Raw genomic sequence first — 18459 nt, forward strand, 5'->3', positions numbered from 1 at the left:
GCCGCCCTGGATCCGGCCGCTCGGCTCAGTTCCACATCGGGTAGGTCACGACCTGCGCGAAGCCCTGCGGCCTGGCGTCCGTGTAGGTCAGGGTCATCCGTGTGAAGTGCTGTACGTTCGGGTGCTTCTTCCACGCCGTCGGGCGGTCGAGCCGGATGGTCACCGGGTACTCGTGGAACTTGCCGGCCGCGCAGTACGGCTTGCAGTCGTTCACCGCGTTCACGCCCTGGGCGACGGCCGTGCTGTCGTTCCACTGGGTCCAGCGCATGCCCATCAGGCGGCTGTTGCCGTCACCGCAGGCCAGGATGAAGTCGGTCGGCCGGTAGCGCTGGTGCCAGACGCAGTCGACGAGCACGGGGTGCTGGGCCCGCGGTGCCGCGGCCGTTGTCGGCGGTGTCGCCGATGCCGTCGTCATGGCCGCCGTGAGCAGCAGGCATGCCCCGAGTCCGATCGCCGTTCCCGTCACTGGTCCGCGCATGGTCGCTCCCGCCCGTGCCGTCGTACTTGCCTCCTACGACGCTACGACCGTCCCGTGAGATGTACCACTTGCGCCGGATGGGCGATTCCGTTCGTGTCGTGCTCGTCGTAGTCCGTGGTGGAGCGGGGGACGACCTGGGTGAGCAGGCCGAGCACGAGGAAGACCCAGATCAGGACCTTCGCGGTGGTGTCCAGGAGCAGCGGCCGGGTAGCGGAGCGGGCCTCGTGCGCCTCCGCGGACTTCGCGGCCTCGGCCGTCGGCTGGTCGCCCAGCAGCCCCTTGGGGTAGACCGGCGTCAGCATGCTCGTGTAGGCGCCGAACCGCATCCGGTACCGGGCGACCGCGGCCGTGGCCCCGAAGACCGGCCCGGGCAGCCGCCCCCGCACGAGCGCGACGATCCAGAAGATCCAGCCGATCGTGAACCAGCCGGTCGTCGCCAGGTTGGTGACGACCGCGGCCGGGATCAGCAGGACCAGCCGGAACAGGACCGCGAGCCGGTTCAGCGTGGTGGGCCGCAGTTCGATCCGCACCGGGTACCCGGGCGCGTTCAGGGCGAACGGCGGATAGCGGTCCACCAGGAGCAGGGAGCTGGCCGCCACCCGGGTCTCGTACGCCAGGTACGTGCCGAGGAACGAGGCGATCGGGTCGGGCAGCCGGCCCAGGAAGAGCGCCGCGAACCAGCCGGCCACCGTCACGAAGAACGCCGCGATGCCCAGCACGCAGAGCACGACGTACTGCGGGACCAGCAGCAGCCAGCGCAGCAGCACCGTCCAGCGGCGCTGCGGCCCGGGTGCGGGGATGTCGAGCGCGGGCCGCCACTCGGCGCCGTCCGCGCCGACGGGAGGACGTGGTCCCCAGCTCTGCGTCATGGATCCTCCCGTCGGCCGGTGCGGCGCGGATGGCACCTCCATCGTGCGGCGGAACGCCGGCTGCCGCCAGGCCCGGTGGGCGGCCGGGTTCAGCAGGCGCCCTCGTCCTGCCACGGGCCCCACTCCGAGGCGCCGGGCACCTCGTTCTGGGTCCACCACTTGGCCTTCCAGTCGTGGCCGCCGTACGAGACCTCGTCGTCCTTCACGTACACGGCCGTGGCGCTCCAGGCGGCCTTGCAGGACGTCGTGGTCGGGGTGGGGGTGGGCGTCGGGGTGGGGGTGGTGGCCGGCGGGGTGGCCCCGGCGAACTCCACCGAGTACTTCGCGAAGTCCCAGTCGCCCTGCGCCACGCTGGAGCAGGTCCCCGAGGTGGTGCCGTTGTTGTCCGCCGGGGTGCACTGGCGGTCGCGGTTGAGGGACCAGAAGGTGAAGCGGTCCATGGTGTGCGCGGTGGCGTAGTCGAGCACGGTCCGGAAGTCGGCCTGGGTGAAGTACTCGCCGGTGTCGCTGCGGCCGTTCATCCCGGAGAAGCCCTCGTGGGCGTAGGCGGTGGCCTGGTCCCAGCCGAACGTGGACTGGAGGATCGAGTTGAAGGCGGTGAGCGCGGCGGTCTGCGCGGCCGCCCCGCCGAAGCCGCCGTCGAACGGCATGATGGAGAAGTTGTTCGGCGTGAACCCCTGCGACTTCGCCTCCAGCAGCATCTGCTTGCCGAACCAGCCGGTCCCGTCCGCCGTGCCGGCGGTCGTCACCGACACGTACAGTCCGGGGTTGTTCTGCTGGAGGATCTTCGCGGCGCCGATCTCGTTGCTGATCGCCGCGGTGTTCTCGGACTCCGGCTCCTCCAGGTCGAAGTCGATGGCGTGCAGTCCGTACTTGGTGACGACCTGCTGGTAGGCGGCGGCCGTGGCGGCCGCGTCCGCGCAGGTCTGGCCGAGCTTGGTGCCGCCGTAGCCGCCGATCGAGACGGAGACGTCACCGCCCTTGGCGCGGATGGTGTCGATCACCGACTGGACGGCGGTGTCGGAGGAGACCGCCGAGGTGCCGCCCCAGGTGGGCGTGCAGCCGCCGCCGGAGGGGGCCAGCACGAACGCCAGCTGGAAGGCCTTGAGGCCGGTGGCGTCCATGATGGCGGCGGGGTCCGGCGGGTTGTTGTCCAGCGGCATCAGATAGGGAGCGGCCGCGTACCAGCGGTTGCTCAGTGCGGTGGTGGCGCCCGAGGCGTCGCTCGCGACGAGCGCGGTGGTGCCGGCGGCGGCGAGGGTGACGGCGGCGGCCGCGCCCAGACCTGCGCGAAGTGGTCTCACTGGTGCCTCCGGGAAGGTGGGGTGGTGCCCCAGCTTCCGAAGATGGCGCGATCACGTCAATGGATTGGACTGGACCAAAGCGCACTTTGGACTAGACCATACGGTTTCTTTGCTCGATGGTCCCGGGCCGGTGTCGTCGGCGGCGCCGGGGCGGCACGTTCGGCACGGCTCTGGCCACCGCTCGCCACCTTGGGCTACCGTCGGTAACACCCTGCCGTCCCGGCAGCCACCGTCATGTCTCCCGCACCGCCCGCATCCGTACGGAAGGCAGTCCATGCAGCCCATGGAGCACCACAGAGCAGTTGTCGGCACGCAGGACGGCGCGGAGGACCAGTCGTCCCGGTTCACCCGGCGCCAGGTACTGACCGTGGCCGGCGGCGCACTCGCCGGTATGACCCTCGGCCAGGCGGGGGCGTCCGCCGCCGAGTCGCAGGACGCGGACGCGATCGTCGTCGGCCACGGCCTCGCCGGTCTGGTCGCGACGGCCGAACTCGCCGCCGCGGGCCGCAAGGTACTGCTGCTCGACCAGGAGCCGGAGGCCAGCCTCGGCGGCCAGGCCTTCTGGTCCTTCGGCGGACTCTTCTTCGTCGACTCCGACGAACAGCGGCTGATGGGCGTCAAGGACTCCCACGACCTCGCCTGGCAGGACTGGCTCGGCACGGCCGGTTTCGACCGGGGCGTCGACGACCCGAAGGGCCAGGACTACTGGGCCTACAAGTGGGCCCAGTCGTACGTGGACTTCGCCTCCGGCGAGAAGCGCTCCTGGCTCTCCGGCCTCGGCGTGCAGTGGTTCCCGATCGTCGGCTGGGCCGAGCGCGGCGGCGGCCTCGCCGACGGGCACGGCAACTCCGTGCCCCGCTTCCACGTCACCTGGGGCACCGGCCCGGCCGTGGTCGAGCCCTTCGAGAAGAAGGTCCGCGCGGCGGTCGCCGCCGGCAAGGTGACCTTCAAGTTCCGCTACCGGGTGGACGGACTGGTCACCACGGGCGGCGCGGTGACCGGTGTGCGGGGCGCGGTCCTGGAGCCCAGCAGCGCGGCCCGCGGCACGGCCAGCAGCCGTACCGTCGTTGGCGACTTCGAACTCCGGGCCCCCGTCGTGGTGGTCACCTCCGGCGGCATCGGCGCCAACCACGACCTCGTACGGCAGAACTGGCCGGCCCGCCTCGGCACCCCGCCCAAGTTCATGGTCACCGGCGTCCCCGCGCACGTGGACGGCCGTATGCTCGCCATCACCGAGCAGGCCGGCGGCCGGATCGTCAACCCCGACCGCATGTGGCACTACACCGAGGGCCTGCGCAACTACGCCCCCATCTGGCCCAACCACGGCATCCGCATCCTGCCCGGCCCGTCCTCCATGTGGTTCGACGCCACGGGCCGCCGCTTCGACACCCCCGACATACCGGGCTACGACACCCTGCACACGCTCGGGTCGATCACCGCCACCGGCTACGACTACTCCTGGTTCGTCACCACCCAGAAGATCATGGCCAAGGAGTTCGCGCTCTCCGGCTCGGAGCAGAACCCCGACCTCACCAACAAGGACGTCTGGCAGCTGCTCTCCCGGATCTGGCAGACCCCGGAACCCATCGAGAAGTTCAAGAACAACGGCGTCGACTTCGTGGTCGCCGACAACCTCTCCGACCTGGTCGCCGGCATGAACAAGCTGACCGGTGACAACCTCATCGGCCTCGCCGACCTCAAGCGGCAGATCGAGGCCCGCGACCGCGAGATCGACAACCCGTACACCAAGGACGTCCAGGTCATGGGCATCCGCAACGCCCTCGACTACATCGGCGACTCCCTCAGCCGTACGGCGTCCGTCCACCGCATCCTGGACTCCAGCGCGGGACCCCTGATCGCCGTCCGCCTGAACATCCTCACCCGCAAGACCCTCGGCGGGCTCCAGACCGACCTGTCCGGACGCGTCCTGGACAGCACCGGCTCCCCGGTGCCCGGTCTGTACGCCGCGGGCGAGGTGGCCGGCTTCGGCGGCGGCGGGGTGCACGGCTACCGCTCGCTGGAGGGCACCTTCCTCGGCGGCTGCCTCTTCTCGGGCCGCCAGGCGGGCCGCGCGGCGGCCGCCGCGACGGCCACCTGACGGGCCGGAGGCCGGGAAGTCCGACCGACTCCACCCCCATCTCGCCCTGAGAGTGGCACCCTTGACAGTGTGCGTACTGTTTCGCGACGTTTGAGCGGCAACAGCGGTTCACGCAACGGTGCAACGCGGAATGCGCGTTATGGGGGGAGAGCGGTCGCCCATGCGATCCAGAGGCCAGTGCACGGTGCAACACACCTCGTCGGCCGAGGGGCGGTTGATCTGAGGTGGACATAACGATCCACAGACCCGGCGAACTGACCCAGTCGCTCCGCCGGGCCTGGCACCACGCGATGGACGAGTCACCGGAGTACGCCAACCCTTTTCTGGCCCCGGAGTTCACGATCGGCGTCGGGAAGCACCGCGGCGGCGTCCGGGTCGCGGTCCTGCGCGAGGGCGGGGAGCCGGTCGGCTTCCTGCCGTACGAGCGCAACGCCCTGGGCGTCGGGCGGGCCGTCGGTCTCGGCCTCTCCGACTGCCAGGCGCTGGTGCACCGGCCCGGCGTCACCTGGGACGCCCAGGAACTGCTCGCCGCCTGCGGGATGTCCATCTTCGAGTTCGACCACCTCGTCGCCGAGCAGAGACCTTTCGCCCCCCATGTGACCGGCTCCTTCGCCTCACCGGTGATCGACGTCAAACCCGGTGACGGCGGCTATCCCGAGTGGCTGCGGGCCACCTACCCGGGCCTGGCCAAGACCACGCTCAAGAAGGAACGGCGCATCGGGCGCGACCTCGGCGAACTCCGCTTCGCGTTCGACGAGCGCGACCCGGCCGCCCTGCGCACCCTGATGCGCTGGAAGTCCGCACAGTACCGGCGGACCGGCCGGATGGACCGCTTCGCCCGCCCCTGGATCGTCGACCTCACCGACCACCTCTTCCACGTCCGCGAGGAGCACTTCACCGGCGTGCTGTCCGTGCTCTACGCCGGCGACCGGCCGGTGGCCGCGCACTTCGGCCCGCGGTCGAGCACCGTGCTCGCCGCCTGGTTCACCGCGTACGACCCCGAACTGCGCTACTACTCGCCCGGCCTGATGATGCATCTGCGGACCGCCGAGGCCGCCGCGCGCGGTGGTGTGACCCTCGTGGACCTGGGGCGCGGCGACAAGGAGTACAAGGACTGGCTCAAGACCCGCGAACTGCGGGTGGGCGAGGGCTTCGCCACCCGCGCCCATCCGGTGGCCGCGGCGCACCGGCTGTGGCGCCGGCCGGTGCGCGGCCTGCGCAACACCGTGCTCGCCCATCCGCGGCTGCGGGAGCCGGCGGACCGGCTGCTGAAGACGGTCGGCACGCTGCGCGAGTCCCGCCGCGCCGGCGGCCCCGGCGAGCGCTGACACCGCCGGGCGCGCCGGCCGGGCACTTCGGCGGCCGGCCGGCGGCCCCGCATGCGCACGGCGACCGCCACTATGATCCTGTAAAGGTGAAAATCCACGGGTCTGCCCTGGAAAGGCAGGAAAGGCTGTCGCCCCGGCCGGAGTGATCCATGCCCCGCAAGCGTCATATGGACGACGACGAGCTGCTGACCAGGCTCAGGTCGCTCACCGCCCAGGCACGCGAGCGGGCCGAGTACCAGCGCTCGCAGGTCGAGCTGGCCATCGCCCTCCAGCGGGGCATGCTGCCCCGGGACCTGCCGGAGATCCCGGGGCTGCGCCTGGCCGTCCGGTACGCACCCGCCTGCTACGGGCTCAACGTGGGCGGCGACTGGTACGACGCCTTCACCATGCCCGACGGTCGCGTGGGCCTGTGCATCGGTGACGTCCAGGGCCACAACATCGAGGCGGCCGCGTTCATGGGCCAGGTCAGGGCCGGGCTGCGGGCGCTCGCCTCGGTGACCGGCGAGCCCGGCGAACTGCTGGCCCGGACCAACGACCTGCTGGTCTCGCTCGGCAGCGACCTCTTCGCCACCTGCACCTTCCTCCGGCTCGACCCGGCGACCGGGGTGCTGGAGAGCGCCCGGGCCGGCCACGTCCCGTTCGTCTGGGCCACGGCCGACGGGAGGTCCGGGGTCGGCGAGGACGAGGGCGGCCCGCCGCTGGGCATCCAGCCGGGCATCGAGTACCCGGTCTCCCGGTACCGGCTCACCACCGGCGGCCTCTTCGTACTGCTCACGGACGGGGTCGTGGAGGGGCCGCGGATGAGCGTCGAGGAGGGGCTCGACCAGGTGGTCCGGCTCGCCGGCATCGCCGCGGTCGCGGGGCTGGAGGCACAGGCCCTGGCCGCGGCCGTGATCAAGGGCGCGGAACGGGTCGGCCACGAGGACGACGCGGCCGTCCTGGTCATAGGCCACGACCACCTCGACGGCCACGACCACCACGGCCACCGGCCCCGGCCCCACCGCCCGGACCTCGCACGCTGACTGCCACGCCGCCTTCGCCCCACCGCCCCGGCCGCCCGACCGACCGGGCCCGGCTGGTCGGGTCCTGCGACCGCCCGGCCCTCGGAGCCTCTCCGGCCGGGCCCGCCCGGGTGTTCCCGTCTCGCCGAGCGGGCCCGTTCGGTGTCTGATGGCTGCTGTGGTGGGTAACCGGGAGCTGCGTCGAGCGGGTGTCCTCGCCCTTCGGACGCTGGCCGTCGCCGCCTGCTACTTCGCGGCCGGGCGGCTGGGGCTGCTGCGGGGGTTCACCGTCGAGGGTGCCGTCGTCACCCCTCTCTACCCGCCCACCGGCGTGGCGCTGGCCTGCCTGCTGGTCCTCGGCCTGGGCTGCTGGCCCGGCATCACGCTCGGCGCCTTCCTCGTGGTGCTGTCGCTCTCCCCGCCAGGGCCCGACGTGCTGGTCATCCTCCTGGGCAACACGGCCGCCCCCGTCTGCGCCTGCCTGCTGCTGCGCCGGGCCGGCTTCCGCACCGACCTGAGCCGGCTGCGGGACGGCCTCGCCCTGGTGTTCCTCGGGGCGCTCACCGCGATGCTGATCAGCGCCACCCTCGACGTCGGGGCGCTGACGGTCAACGGCAAGCTCGACCCGGGCAGCTTCTGGCCGGTCTGGCTGGCGTGGTGGACCGGCGACGCGATGGGCGTCCTGATCGTCACCCCGGTCCTGCTGGTCCTCCTCGGCGCCCGCAGGCTCCCCTCGACGGGCCGCTGGAAGGAGGCCCTCGCCCTCGTGGCCGTCACCGCCGCCCTGGTCCCGCTGGCCACCCGCTCCACGATGAGCATGCTCTTCCTCGTCTACCCGCTGCTCATCTGGGCCGCCCTGCGGTTCCGGCTGGCGGGCAGCATGCTGTGCGCCCTGTTCACCTCGGTGATGGCCACGGTCGCCGCGACCGACGGCGTCGGCGCCTTCGCCGGGCTGACCCGCGTCGAGGCGCTGATCAAGCTCCAGCTGTTCAACGGCACGATGGCCCTGACCTCGCTGCTGCTGTCGGCCCTGATCACCGAACAGCGCAACACCCGCATCTCCGTGGAGGAGGCCTGCGCGGAACTCGCCGAGGCCCTGGAACACCTCACCGCGCACGACCAGCCGGCCGGCCGCGCCCCGCGCGGGGCGCCGGAGCCGCGGCGGGAGCACCGCGCACGGTGACCGGAACGAAGAGGACCGGGCGCCGGGCCCGGTCCCCTTCGGATGCGCGGTCCGCCGATCAGACGGTGCCGCTGGCCGTGATCTTTATCTCGGCCTTGGTGGCGCCGCTCTGGCTGCCGTAACCCTCGATCTTGTCGACGATCTCGGAACCCTCGACGACCTCGCCGAAGACCACGTGCTTGCCGTCCAGCCACGGCGTCAGCACCGTGGTGACGAAGAACTGCGAGCCGTTGGTGTTGCGGCCCGCGTTCGCCATGCTGAGCAGGTACTTGCGGTCGTGCTTGCGCTGGAAGTTCTCGTCCGCGAACTTCTCGCCGTAGATGCTCTTGCCGCCGGTGCCGTCACCGCGCGTGAAGTCACCGCCCTGGAGCATGAACTGGGGGATGACCCGGTGGAACGAGGAACCGGCGTAGCCGAAACCGTTCTGCCCGGTGGCGAGCTCACGGAAGTTACGGGCCGTCTTGGGCACCACGTCGTCGAACAGGGAGAACACGATCCGGCCGGCCGGCTCGTTGTTGATCGAGATGTCGAAATAAACGTTGTCGCTCATGCAGGCCAACCTATCGCGAACCGCCCGGTCCCTCCCACGGGGCCGACAGGGTGCGCAGCAGTTCCCGGCCGGCCGGCCAGTCGCCCAGCCCGCTCGCGGAATTGAGGTGGCCCCGCGCCCCGGCGGAGTGCAGACCCGCCCGCCAGCCCGCGGCCGAGGCGGCCGAGGCGGCGGTGTCCGCGTACGGGTCGTCGTCGCTCGCCACCACCAGGGCCGGACACGGCAGCGGGCGGGCGGACAGCTCCAGGAACGTCGGCGCGGCCGCGGCCGGGAACGCCGCCGAGCGCAGGTCGGGCGGCGCGACGAGGAAGGCCGAGACCCCCTCGGGCCGTGCCCGAGCCAGCCACTCGGCGGCCGCCCAGCAGCCGAGGCTGTGTGCCACCAGCACCACCCGGCCGTCACGCGCCGCGGCGCCGGCGTGGGCGGCCCCGACCGCGGCGACCCAGTCCCGCAGCTCCGGCCGGGTCCACGAGTCCGGGGCGGTGCGCACCGCCGCGTCCCCCCACCGCGCCTCCCACCGGCTCTGCCAGTGCGTGCCGTCCGAACCGTCGATCCCGGGGATGATGACGTACGCGACCAACGCCGACCGCCCTTTCCGTCGTGGCCCGGCGCTTCCCGGGCCCGTCCTGGGGCCGATTCTGGATGAACCGGTTGCCGCGCAGGGGCCGCGCAAGCGATCCAGAGGAAAGTGGGGACGACGACGATGGAATCACTCGACGACATCGACCGCGCCATCCTGGCGCTGCTCCAGAGCGAGGGGCGGCTGACCGGGGCCGAGGTCGGGCGGCGGGTCGGGCTCTCCCAGCCGGCTGCGGCGGCCCGCATCCAGCGGCTGGAGAGGAGCGGGGTCATCACCGGCTACCGCGCGGTCGTCGCCCCCGCCGCGCTCGGCCTGAACATCCACGCCGTGGTCAGGCTGCGCACCACGCACGCCCTGCTGCGCCAGGCGCTCGCACTGGCCGATTGGACCCCGGAGGTCGTCTCGACGCTCCGGGTGACCGGCGAGGACTGCCTGCTGTTCGACGTGCACTGCACGCACGCCGAACGCCTGGAGGAGGTGGTGGACTCCCTCGCCCGCTACGGCCCGGTCACCACCTCCCTCGTCCTGCGCGGCTACCCGCCCAGGCCGCTGCCCACGCTCCGCTAGGGCGGGTGGCCTGCGGGACCGGGATCAGTGCCGCCGGTCCAGGCGCTCCAGGACCGCCTGGGCCATCGCCGCCTCGCCCTTGGCGTTGGGGTGGGCCGGGGCGGCCGGGGAGGTCGGCTGGAGGGGCTCGATCCAGCGGTCGGCGGGTGCCTTGCACATGTCGTGTCCGACGGTCGGGCCGTAGGTGTCCACGTACCGGGCGCCGTTCCACGCGGCGACCGCGCGCAGCATCAGGTTCAGCCGCTTCCCGGTGTCGCGGAGGTAGGGGAAGTCCTTGGCGGCGAAGGGCACGGTCGGGTAGCAGCCGCTGCCGTCGTCGGGCAGCAGGTCGGGGTAGCCGACGACCAGGATCCGGGCGTGCGGGGCCCGGGCCCGGATGTCCCGCAGCACCTTGTCGACCTTCGGCGCGGTCTGCGCGATGTTGAGCACCAGCTGGTCGGTGCCGGAGGCGTTGTAGTACTGCTGGCAGGGGTTGCCCGTCAGGTCCTTGGAGCTGAGGGCCGCGCAGGTGGCGATGATGGAGCCGAACCCCATGTCGTTGCCGCCGATCTGGAGCGTCACCAGGTCGGTGTCCCGCCCCACGGCGTCCAGCTGGGGGCCGTTGGTGCCCTGCGCCGTCCACATCTCCGCGGTCGTGGCACCGGAACAGCTCACGTCCTTGAACGCGCTCACGTGCCGTGCCGCCGCCACCAGTGACGGGTAGTTGTGGTCGGACCGCGCGCAGTTCGCGTCGACCTGGGTGGGGATGAGCGGGCCGGAGGTGTAGGAGTCGCCCAGCGCCACGTAGCTCGTGCCGCGGTCGTGGCCCGGTCCGTGACCGCCGCCGTGCGCCGCGGCCGGTGTCGTGGACGCGGCGACCAGGGCGCAGCCGCCCAGCGCCGCCGCCACGGTGGCCTTGCGCCGGTGCCGTCTGGCCGAGCCGTCGGACCGGGTGCCGTTCGCCATGGAGATCCCCCCTGCAACGAGGACGCGCACGGAACCGGTCCCGGCGGGCGGCCCGTACGCGTGTGTCGGGGGCCTGTATACCGCCGAGTAGGAGTCCGTAGCCAGAGGTTGGACGCAACGAACTTGATCGAACAACTCGCCCTGTCCGCAAGGGGATCCGGCTCGGCCGGGGGTTGTGGGCCGACGCTCGCGACGGAGTTCGGAAACCGATCGGTTTACGATGGGTGGCACCCGTGAGAAACCGATCGGTTTCCCATCTCCGCGCACCCCGGGAGTGTGAGTGTCATGACCGCGATCAAGGACTCCGTCGTCCTCGTCACCGGCGGCAGCCGGGGCATCGGAAAGGCGCTGGTGGAGGCGGCGTACGCGCGCGGCGCCGGCAAGGTCTACGCGACCGCCCGTGACCCGCGCGCCATCACCCACCCCGACGCCGTACCGCTCGCCCTGGAGGTGACCGACCCCGACTCCGTGGCCGCCGTCGCCGCGCGGGCCCAGGACGTGACCGTGCTGGTCAACAACGCCGGGGTCGCCACCGGCACCCGCTTCCTGACCTCGCCGCTCGCCGACATCCGCCACGAGTTCGAGATCAACTTCTACGGCCCGCTGCTGGTCACCCGGGCCTTCGTGCCGGTCCTGGAGCGCAACGGCGGCGGCCACGTCCTGAACGTCCACTCGGTCCTGTCGTGGCTCGCCGAGGGCGGCGCCTACAGCGCGTCCAAGTCGGCCCTGTGGTCGCAGACCAACAGCCTGCGCCTGGCGCTCCAGCCCTACAGCATCGGTGTCACCGGACTGCACATGGGCTATGTGGACACCGACATGACGGCCGGCGTCGAGGGGCCCAAGGCCAAGGCCGGTGACATCGCGGCCGCCGCGCTCGACGGCGTCGAGTCCGACGCGTACGAGGTGCTCGCCGACGACGTCACCCGCTGGGCCAAGGGCGCGCTCTCGGGCGATCTCGCCGCCATGTACCCGCAGTTGGCCCGGTGAGGTGAGCCCGGTCCTCGCCCGGACTTGCCCGCGGGGCGCAGATTTCGGCGCCCCGGGGCTTGCCCCGGAGTTGACTCACCACTTAAATCAAATCCTGAACTAAGCCGTGGGGCGCGCTGGTCGGGTGCGCCCCGGCCAACCTCGGGAGCCGCTGATGAGACTGAGATCCCTGGGCGTCACGCTGGCCGCCGTGGCAGCGCTGCTCGCCCTGCCCACCGCCCACGCCCCGGCCGCGCACGCCGCCGACGCCCCGCTGTCGCAGGGGAGGACGGCCACCGCCTCCTCCGAGGAGAACGCGGGCACCGCGGCCGGCAACGCGGTGGACGGCAGCACCGGGACCCGCTGGTCGTCGTCGTTCTCCGACGACCAGTGGCTCCAGGTCGACCTCGGAGCCACCGCCACGGTCACCCGGGTGGTGCTCGACTGGGAGACCGCCTACGGCACGGACTACAAGGTCCAGATCTCCGCCGACGGAGACGACTGGACCGACCTCGGGTCCGTGACCGGCGGGGACGGCGGCACCGACACCCTCGACGTGTCGGGACAGGGCCGCTACGTACGGATGCAGGGCGTGCACCGGGCCACCCAATGGGGCTACTCCCTCTGGGAGTTCCAGGTGTACGGCAGCACCGCCGGCACGACCCCGGTCCAGGGCGGCGGCGACCTCGGCCCCAACGTGATCGTCGTCGACCCGTCCACGCCGGACCTCCAGCAGAAGTTCGACGACGTCTTCGCCCAGCAGGAGTCGGCGCAGTTCGGCAGCGGGCGCTACCAGTTCCTGCTCAAGCCCGGCACCTACAACGGCATCAACGCCCAGCTCGGGTTCTACACCTCGATCTCCGGCCTCGGCCTCGACCCCGACGACACACAGATCAACGGCGACGTCACGGTCGACGCCGGCTGGTTCAACGGCAACGCCACGCAGAACTTCTGGCGTTCGGCGGAGAACCTCGCCATCACGCCGTCGAACGGCACCGACCGGTGGGCCGTGGCTCAGGCGGCCCCCTTCCGCCGTATCCACGTCAAGGGCGGCCTCAACCTCGCGCCGAACGGCTACGGCTGGGCCTCCGGCGGCTACATCGCCGACTCCAGGATCGACGGCACGGTCGGCCCGTACTCGCAGCAGCAGTGGTACACCCGGGACAGCTCGGTGGGCGGCTGGACCAACGGCGTGTGGAACATGACCTTCTCCGGAGTCCAGGGCGCACCCGCCACCGACTTCGACACCGGCTCCTACACCACGCTGGACACCACCCCCGTCTCGCGCGAGAAGCCCTTCCTCTACCTGGACGGCAGCACCTGCAAGGTCTTCGTCCCGGCCAAGCGCACCGACGCCCGGGGCGTCTCCTGGCCCGCCGACGCGGGCACCTCCCTGCCGCTCGACCAGTTCTACGTCGTCAAGCCCGGTGCCACCGCCGCCACCATCAACCAGGCCCTCGCCCAGGGCCTCGACCTCCTCTTCACCCCCGGCGTCTACCACCTCGACCGGACCATCGACGTCACCCGCGCCGACACCGTCGTCCTCGGTCTCGGCCTCGCCACCCTGGTCCCGGACGACGGCGTCGACGCCATGCACGTCGCCGACGTCGACGGCGTCCGGCTCGCCGGTTTCCTCATCGACGCCGGCCCCGTCAACTCGGACACCCTGCTGCGGATCGGCGAGCCCGGCTCCGGCGCCGACCACTCCGCCGACCCCACCACCATGCAGGACGTGTTCGTCCGCATCGGCGGCGCCGGACCCGGCCTCGCCACCAACTCGGTCGTGGTCAACAGCGACGACGTCATCATCGACCACACCTGGCTCTGGCGCGCCGACCACGGTACCGGGGTCGGCTGGGACACCAACCGGGCCGACTACGGCCTGCGCGTGAACGGCGACGACGTCCTCGCCACCGGCCTGTTCGTCGAGCACTTCAACAAGTACGACGTGTACTGGAGCGGCGAACGCGGCCGCACGCTCTTCTTCCAGAACGAGAAGGCGTACGACGCCCCGAACGCCGCCGCCGTCACCCACGACGGCGTCGTCGGGTACGCGGCCTACAAGGTCGCCGACACCGTGACCACCCACGAGGCGTGGGGCCTGGGCAGCTACTGCAACTACACGGCCGATCCGACGATCGTGCAGTCCAACGGCTTCCAGGTGCCGACCGGGCCGGGCATCGCCCTGCACGACCTGCTGGTGATCTCGCTCGGCGGCAACGGCCAGTACGCCCACGTCGTCAACACCACGGGAGCACCGACCTCGGGCACCAGCACGGTCCCCTCCAAGGTGACCCGGTTCCCGTAGCCGGCTAGGCGGCTACGCGCCGTGCCGAACGGCGCAGCAGCAGCCGTCGCGCCGGGCGTTCCACGCCCTCGTACAGCAGCCAGGCCAGGCCCAGCGAGACGGTGAAGGCGGCGGCGGCGGCCACCGCGCCGGTCGCCAGGTCGAAGCGCGGGCGGGCACCCAGCAGACGGGTGCCCGCCCGCAGCACCAGCAGATGGACCATGTAGAACGCGAACGACAGCTCGCCGAGCCGCACCAGCCACCGGCGCCGCCACAGCGAGGGCAGGCCCCGCAGGTCCGCGACGGCCGCCGCCGGGATGAGCAGGGCGAAGCCGGCGATCGTGCAGGCGGTGGCCGCGTAGCCGTCGGTGTCGACCTCGGGGACCAGGAAGTAGCCGATGACCGCGAGCGCGAGCGAGGCCTCCAGACCGGGGCCGCGCCACCGGCCCAGCAGCACCAGCCGCGCGGTGGCGGCGCCGAGCACGAACTCGGGCAGCCGGGCCGCCGGGAAGGAGCTGATCGGCTGGTCCGGCAGGTGGTGGGCGTCCGCCCAGGCCAGCGCCAGCACCGCCAGCACGGACAGGACGGCGAGCAGGGTGCTGCCCCGCGCGCCGAGACGCCGCAGCACCAGGGCGAGCAGCGGGAACGCGGCGTAGAAGAACGCCTCGCAGGCCAGCGACCAGCTCACCGGGTCCAGCGTCTGCCACCACGGCCGCCACCAGGAGTGCACCAGGAGGACGTCGGCCAGGCCCTGGAGGAGGGTCGGCCTCGGCTGGCGCGGCAGGGTGAACGCCATGACCAGCGCGAGGGCCATGGTGACCAGGTGCACCGGGTAGATCCGGGCGATCCGCCGCCACCAGAAGCGCGGTGCCCGGTCGCCCGGCCGCGCGGACCACATCAGCACGAACCCGGAGAGGATGAAGAAGAACGACACTCCGCAGGCGCCGGCCTCGAACCCCCAGTCCATCAGCCGGCCGCCGGTGCCGCCGAAGTAGCGGAAGTTGTGCACGTGCAGTCCGAAGACCAGCACGGCGGCCATCCATCTGAGCCCGGTGAGGGACGGCAGCGAGGGGGCGGGGGCGGACGGCTGGGTTCTGGCGGGCGGTGCGGCGGCGGTCGCGGTCGGATGGGCCTTGGTCGCCGTCGTCATCGAGTCACCTGCCGGAGGGTTGGCGCGTGGAGCATGAAAGGGAGCGTTGCCCGTTCCCCGCCTTTCATTACGGCCTCGTACGAAACATCACACCAACGCCGAGGGCTGACCTCGGCCGTACGGGCCGCGGCGGCCGGGCGGGCGGGTGCGACCCTACCCGTCCGGCCGACGACGTCCGTGGCGCGCGCCGCGCGCCACGCGCTCCGGTTCCCGGAGTGACGCCTTGGCCAGCGCCTTTGGGCCGTGCGCGGCGTGTCGAAACCCGGTGGCACGAAAGGATGATGTGTCCGGCGTCGTGTTGACGCCGTCAGGAGCGGGACGCCGAGGCGACGGCGGTCCGCCGGTCCTCGGAGGGCGTGGACAGGGCCGCCGACGGGTTCGTGGACGGCCCGCGGGTCGGCGTCCGCGTGGTGGCGCGCCGGGTGGGCGTGACGTCGGCGTCGGCGCTGGCGCTGGCGCTCGGGCTGGGGGTGGGGGTGAGGGGGGCCGGGGTGGTCGAGGGAAGCCGCGGGGCCGTGGGGGTGCCGGCCGGCGGGGCGAGCGGGACCACCGGGGAGGCGGGTGCGTCGGGCGCCGTCAGGTGCAGCGACAGGGCGACGAGGACGGCGACGGCACAGGTCGCGCCGGCCCCGGCCGCCGTACGGACTAGGCGGCGGCGCCCCGCGGCGCGGCGGATCTCCCGGTAGCGGCCGGGCGGCGCGCCGAGGTGCGCGGCGGGCGGCCGCAGGATGACGGCGAGCGGGTCGTCGGGGCCGTCGAACTCCGGCTCGTCGTCAAAGCGTGTGGTCAAGGCTTCTCCTCAGATGGACACGGAGCAGTTCCCGGGCCGCGTGCAGATCGGCCTTGACGGTTCCTTCCTTCCGCCCGGTCAGCTCGGACACCTCCCGGATCGGCATGTCAGCGTAGTAGTGCAGCAGGATCGGCACCCGCAGCCGTTCCGGCAGGGACTGGACCAGCAGCCTTACCGAGGGGTCCGTCTGCTCGGGGTGCGGGCGGGTCGCCGCCTCGGTGCCCACGCGGCGCACCGTCCGGCGCTCGCGTTCCAGCCTGCGCCAGTGGTCCCGGACGAGATTGGCCGCGGTGACGTAGAGGAAGCCGCGCGGCTCCTCCACCCTCGTCCACCGGGCCCACAGCCGGGTGAACGCCTCCGAGGCGATCTCGTGCGCCGTCTCGTCGTCGTCGACCAGACGGCGGCACCAGCCGGCCAGGCGCGGGTACAGGGCGGCGAAGAGCTCGGAGGCCGCCTTGTCTCGGGACCGTTTCAACGTTCTCCAGGGTCGTGGGGGAGTACCGGGGTGGCACGGGGTGGTACGGGGGAACCGCGTGTTTCGGGGTGGCACCGCGTGCTTCGGGGCGGACGCGGGTCCGGTGAGGAGGATGCGGGTCCGGCGGGGTGCGTTCCGCCGGACCCGTGGGCCCGTGGCCCGGCGTGGACCGGGCGCCGGGCCCACGGGTCCGTGTGTGCCGGTTCGCGCGTGCCGGGCGGCGGGCGCCGGTCGGGCGGGTGGTTCAGCGGGTGCCGGTCAGCGTCCCGAAGACGATCACGTTGTCGAGGTAGCCGTCCCCGCCGCGCGGACCGCCGCAGGTGATCAGCCGCACCTCCGGACGGTCCACGTCCCCGTACACGTCCTCCGTCGGGAACCGCGCCTTGGCGACGGTGCGCACCTCGCCGACCGTGAACACCGCCGACCTGCCGTTCTCCAGACGCGCCACGACCTCGTCGCCCCGGCGCACCTCGGCGAGCCGGCGGAACACGCCGTCCCCGTAGGTGCCGACCGTGACATGGCCGAGGATCACCGACGGCCCGGCCTGCCCCGGCGTGGGGGAGCGGCGGTACCAGCCCGCCCGGTCGTGGGCGGTGACCGGCGGCACCTGCACCGTGCCGTCGGCCGCGAGGCCCAGCCGCAGCAGCGGGGTGTCGACCCCGATCGCCGGGACGCGCAGCCGTACCGGCGTGGACCGGCCGAGCGCGGCGGGCGCGGTGGGCGTGGCGGACGGCGCGGGCCGCCGCCGGGTCCGGGTGGCGGTGGCCGCCCGGTGCGGGGCCGGACCGGCGCAGCCCGCCAGCAGCGCGGCCGTCGCGCCGGTGACGAGGGCACGCCTGGAGAGCGGCGAGGTCATGCCCCGGTCGCCCGGCGGCGCCGGACCGCGAACACCGCGGCGCCCGCGACGAGCACGCCGGCGGCCGCGCCGGCGCCGATCAGCGCGCTCTCGGAACCGGAGTCGGCGGAGGCGGCGGACGGGTCCGTCACGCCGGTGTCGGCCGCGCCCCGCGGCACCCGTGCGACCTGGCCCGAGCCGCGCGTCGGCGCGGGGGTCGAGGCCCGGGTGGGCGCGGCGGACGCGGCGGCGGACGGCTCCTCGGACGGCGCGACGGTGGCCACCGGGCTAGGGGTGGTGCCGTCGGCGAACGCGGGCACGGCGCCCGCCAGCACGGCGGTGCAGGCCAGGGCCGTGGCGCTCAGGACAGTACGGCGCATCGAGACGCTCTCTTTCGTCGGCCCGCCGTGGTCGGGGCGGGCTGGTTGCGGATCGTGGGGAGAGACGACCGGGCGCCGGGCCAGGTTGTAAAGAGATGGCAAAGTCGGCGGGCGCGGTGCCGCCCGGGGTGCGGGTTGTCCGCTTCGCCACCAAACTTGAACTACTTGTTTTCTTGAATCACTCGTGTTTTTGAGGATAGGTTGACGGCATGACCGCATCCCAGCCCCCGACGACCGCCGAAGAGCTGCGCGGTGCCGGCCTGCGGGTGACGGCCGCCCGCGTCGCGCTGCTGGAGACCGTCCGCCACGGTGACCACCTCGACGTCGAGTCCATCGCCTCGGGTGTCCGTGAGCGCGTAGGCCACATATCGCTTCAAGCCGTGTACGACGCGCTGCACGCGCTCACCACGGCCGGACTCATACGCCGTATCGAACCGGCCGGCAGCCCGGCCCGGTTCGAGGGGCGTGTCGGCGACAACCACCACCACGTCCTGTGCAGGTCGTGCGGTGCCGTCGCCGACGTCGACTGTGCGGTCGGCGAGGTTCCCTGCCTGACCGCGTCGGACGACCACGGCTTCGTGATCGACGAGGCCGAGGTCATCTACTGGGGGCTCTGCCCCGCCTGCTCCACCGTCAGTAGTTCCTGAGTACGTTGATCCGCCCCTTCCGGAAG

General features: G+C 72.5%; 19 protein-coding genes. 8 read left to right on the top strand and 11 right to left on the bottom strand.

What is annotated here, in order from left to right:
• Positions 1–25: 25 nt before the first annotated feature.
• The 3 genes from ACZ619_RS08245 to ACZ619_RS08255 form a co-directional block, all read right to left on the bottom strand.
• Positions 26–478 (bottom strand): hypothetical protein, encoded by a 453-nt coding sequence (locus ACZ619_RS08245; RefSeq protein ID WP_469595697.1) that lies wholly within the window; start codon positions 476–478, stop codon positions 26–28.
• Positions 479–519: 41 nt separating this feature from the next.
• Positions 520–1347, bottom strand: coding sequence for a DUF4389 domain-containing protein (locus tag ACZ619_RS08250; RefSeq protein WP_469595700.1), 828 nt, complete (start codon positions 1345–1347; stop codon positions 520–522).
• A gap of 89 nt (positions 1348–1436) precedes the next feature.
• On the bottom strand, positions 1437–2651 hold the full coding sequence (locus tag ACZ619_RS08255; protein WP_469595703.1) for a carbohydrate-binding protein: 1215 nt from the start codon (positions 2649–2651) through the stop codon (positions 1437–1439).
• A 283-nt stretch (positions 2652–2934) separates the two neighbouring features.
• Here ACZ619_RS08255 and ACZ619_RS08260 point away from each other — a divergent pair, with 283 nt between their 5' ends.
• The 4 genes from ACZ619_RS08260 (at position 2935) to ACZ619_RS08275 (ending at position 8261) form a co-directional block, all read left to right on the top strand.
• Positions 2935–4749 (top strand): FAD-binding dehydrogenase, encoded by a 1815-nt coding sequence (locus ACZ619_RS08260; protein ID WP_469596043.1) that lies wholly within the window; start codon positions 2935–2937, stop codon positions 4747–4749.
• A 224-nt stretch (positions 4750–4973) separates the two neighbouring features.
• A complete protein-coding gene (locus tag ACZ619_RS08265) occupies positions 4974–6077 on the top strand; it encodes a GNAT family N-acetyltransferase (protein ID WP_469595705.1) in 1104 nt (367 codons plus the stop codon).
• A gap of 149 nt (positions 6078–6226) precedes the next feature.
• Positions 6227–7099 carry a PP2C family protein-serine/threonine phosphatase gene (locus tag ACZ619_RS08270; protein ID WP_469595707.1) on the top strand — a complete coding sequence of 291 codons (873 nt, stop codon included), beginning with the start codon at positions 6227–6229 and terminating at the stop codon, positions 7097–7099.
• 157 nt (positions 7100–7256) lie between these two features.
• Entirely contained in the window at positions 7257–8261 is a 1005-nt protein-coding gene (locus ACZ619_RS08275) for an MASE1 domain-containing protein (protein ID WP_469596045.1), read from the top strand.
• A gap of 58 nt (positions 8262–8319) precedes the next feature.
• Here the strand turns inward: ACZ619_RS08275 and ACZ619_RS08280 are convergent, their stop codons facing one another.
• Positions 8320–8811 (bottom strand): peptidylprolyl isomerase, encoded by a 492-nt coding sequence (locus ACZ619_RS08280; protein ID WP_469595710.1) that lies wholly within the window; start codon positions 8809–8811, stop codon positions 8320–8322.
• A 10-nt stretch (positions 8812–8821) separates the two neighbouring features.
• Positions 8822–9391, bottom strand: coding sequence for an RBBP9/YdeN family alpha/beta hydrolase (locus ACZ619_RS08285; RefSeq protein ID WP_469595712.1), 570 nt, complete (start codon positions 9389–9391; stop codon positions 8822–8824).
• Positions 9392–9514: 123 nt separating this feature from the next.
• Here ACZ619_RS08285 and ACZ619_RS08290 point away from each other — a divergent pair, with 123 nt between their 5' ends.
• Complete coding sequence (locus ACZ619_RS08290) at positions 9515–9958, top strand: Lrp/AsnC family transcriptional regulator (protein WP_469595714.1); 444 nt, start codon at positions 9515–9517, stop codon at positions 9956–9958.
• A gap of 24 nt (positions 9959–9982) precedes the next feature.
• Here the strand turns inward: ACZ619_RS08290 and ACZ619_RS08295 are convergent, their stop codons facing one another.
• On the bottom strand, positions 9983–10903 hold the full coding sequence (locus tag ACZ619_RS08295; RefSeq protein WP_469595717.1) for an SGNH/GDSL hydrolase family protein: 921 nt from the start codon (positions 10901–10903) through the stop codon (positions 9983–9985).
• Between the two features lie 285 nt (positions 10904–11188).
• On the opposite strand from ACZ619_RS08295, the gene ACZ619_RS08300 reads away from it, so the two are divergent.
• Positions 11189–11890, top strand: a complete 702-nt coding sequence (locus ACZ619_RS08300) for an SDR family oxidoreductase (protein WP_469595720.1) — start codon at positions 11189–11191, stop codon at positions 11888–11890.
• A gap of 154 nt (positions 11891–12044) precedes the next feature.
• The gene (locus ACZ619_RS08305) at positions 12045–14177 is read left to right on the top strand and encodes a discoidin domain-containing protein (protein WP_469595723.1); all 2133 of its coding nucleotides are present in this window, start codon (positions 12045–12047) and stop codon (positions 14175–14177) included.
• A gap of 4 nt (positions 14178–14181) precedes the next feature.
• Here the strand turns inward: ACZ619_RS08305 and ACZ619_RS08310 are convergent, their stop codons facing one another.
• From ACZ619_RS08310 to ACZ619_RS08330, 5 genes are all read right to left on the bottom strand, one after another.
• Complete coding sequence (locus tag ACZ619_RS08310) at positions 14182–15306, bottom strand: acyltransferase family protein (RefSeq protein WP_469595724.1); 1125 nt, start codon at positions 15304–15306, stop codon at positions 14182–14184.
• A 307-nt stretch (positions 15307–15613) separates the two neighbouring features.
• Entirely contained in the window at positions 15614–16096 is a 483-nt protein-coding gene (locus ACZ619_RS08315) for a hypothetical protein (protein ID WP_469595726.1), read from the bottom strand.
• On the bottom strand, positions 16080–16571 hold the full coding sequence (locus ACZ619_RS08320) for an RNA polymerase sigma factor (RefSeq protein ID WP_469595728.1): 492 nt from the start codon (positions 16569–16571) through the stop codon (positions 16080–16082). The genes ACZ619_RS08315 and ACZ619_RS08320 overlap by 17 nt, the downstream gene beginning before the upstream one ends.
• Positions 16572–16815: 244 nt before the next feature.
• Positions 16816–17427, bottom strand: coding sequence for a class F sortase (locus ACZ619_RS08325; RefSeq protein ID WP_469595730.1), 612 nt, complete (start codon positions 17425–17427; stop codon positions 16816–16818).
• Complete coding sequence (locus ACZ619_RS08330; RefSeq protein ID WP_469595733.1) at positions 17424–17786, bottom strand: sortase-dependent protein; 363 nt, start codon at positions 17784–17786, stop codon at positions 17424–17426. Before ACZ619_RS08330 ends, ACZ619_RS08325 begins: the two co-directional genes overlap by 4 nt.
• Before the next feature lie 209 nt (positions 17787–17995).
• On the opposite strand from ACZ619_RS08330, the gene ACZ619_RS08335 reads away from it, so the two are divergent.
• Positions 17996–18433, top strand: coding sequence for a Fur family transcriptional regulator (locus tag ACZ619_RS08335; RefSeq protein WP_469595735.1), 438 nt, complete (start codon positions 17996–17998; stop codon positions 18431–18433).
• The last annotated feature ends 26 nt before the right edge of the window (positions 18434–18459 follow it).

The sequence above is a fragment of the Streptomyces sp. NPDC104367 genome (assembly GCF_055583825.1).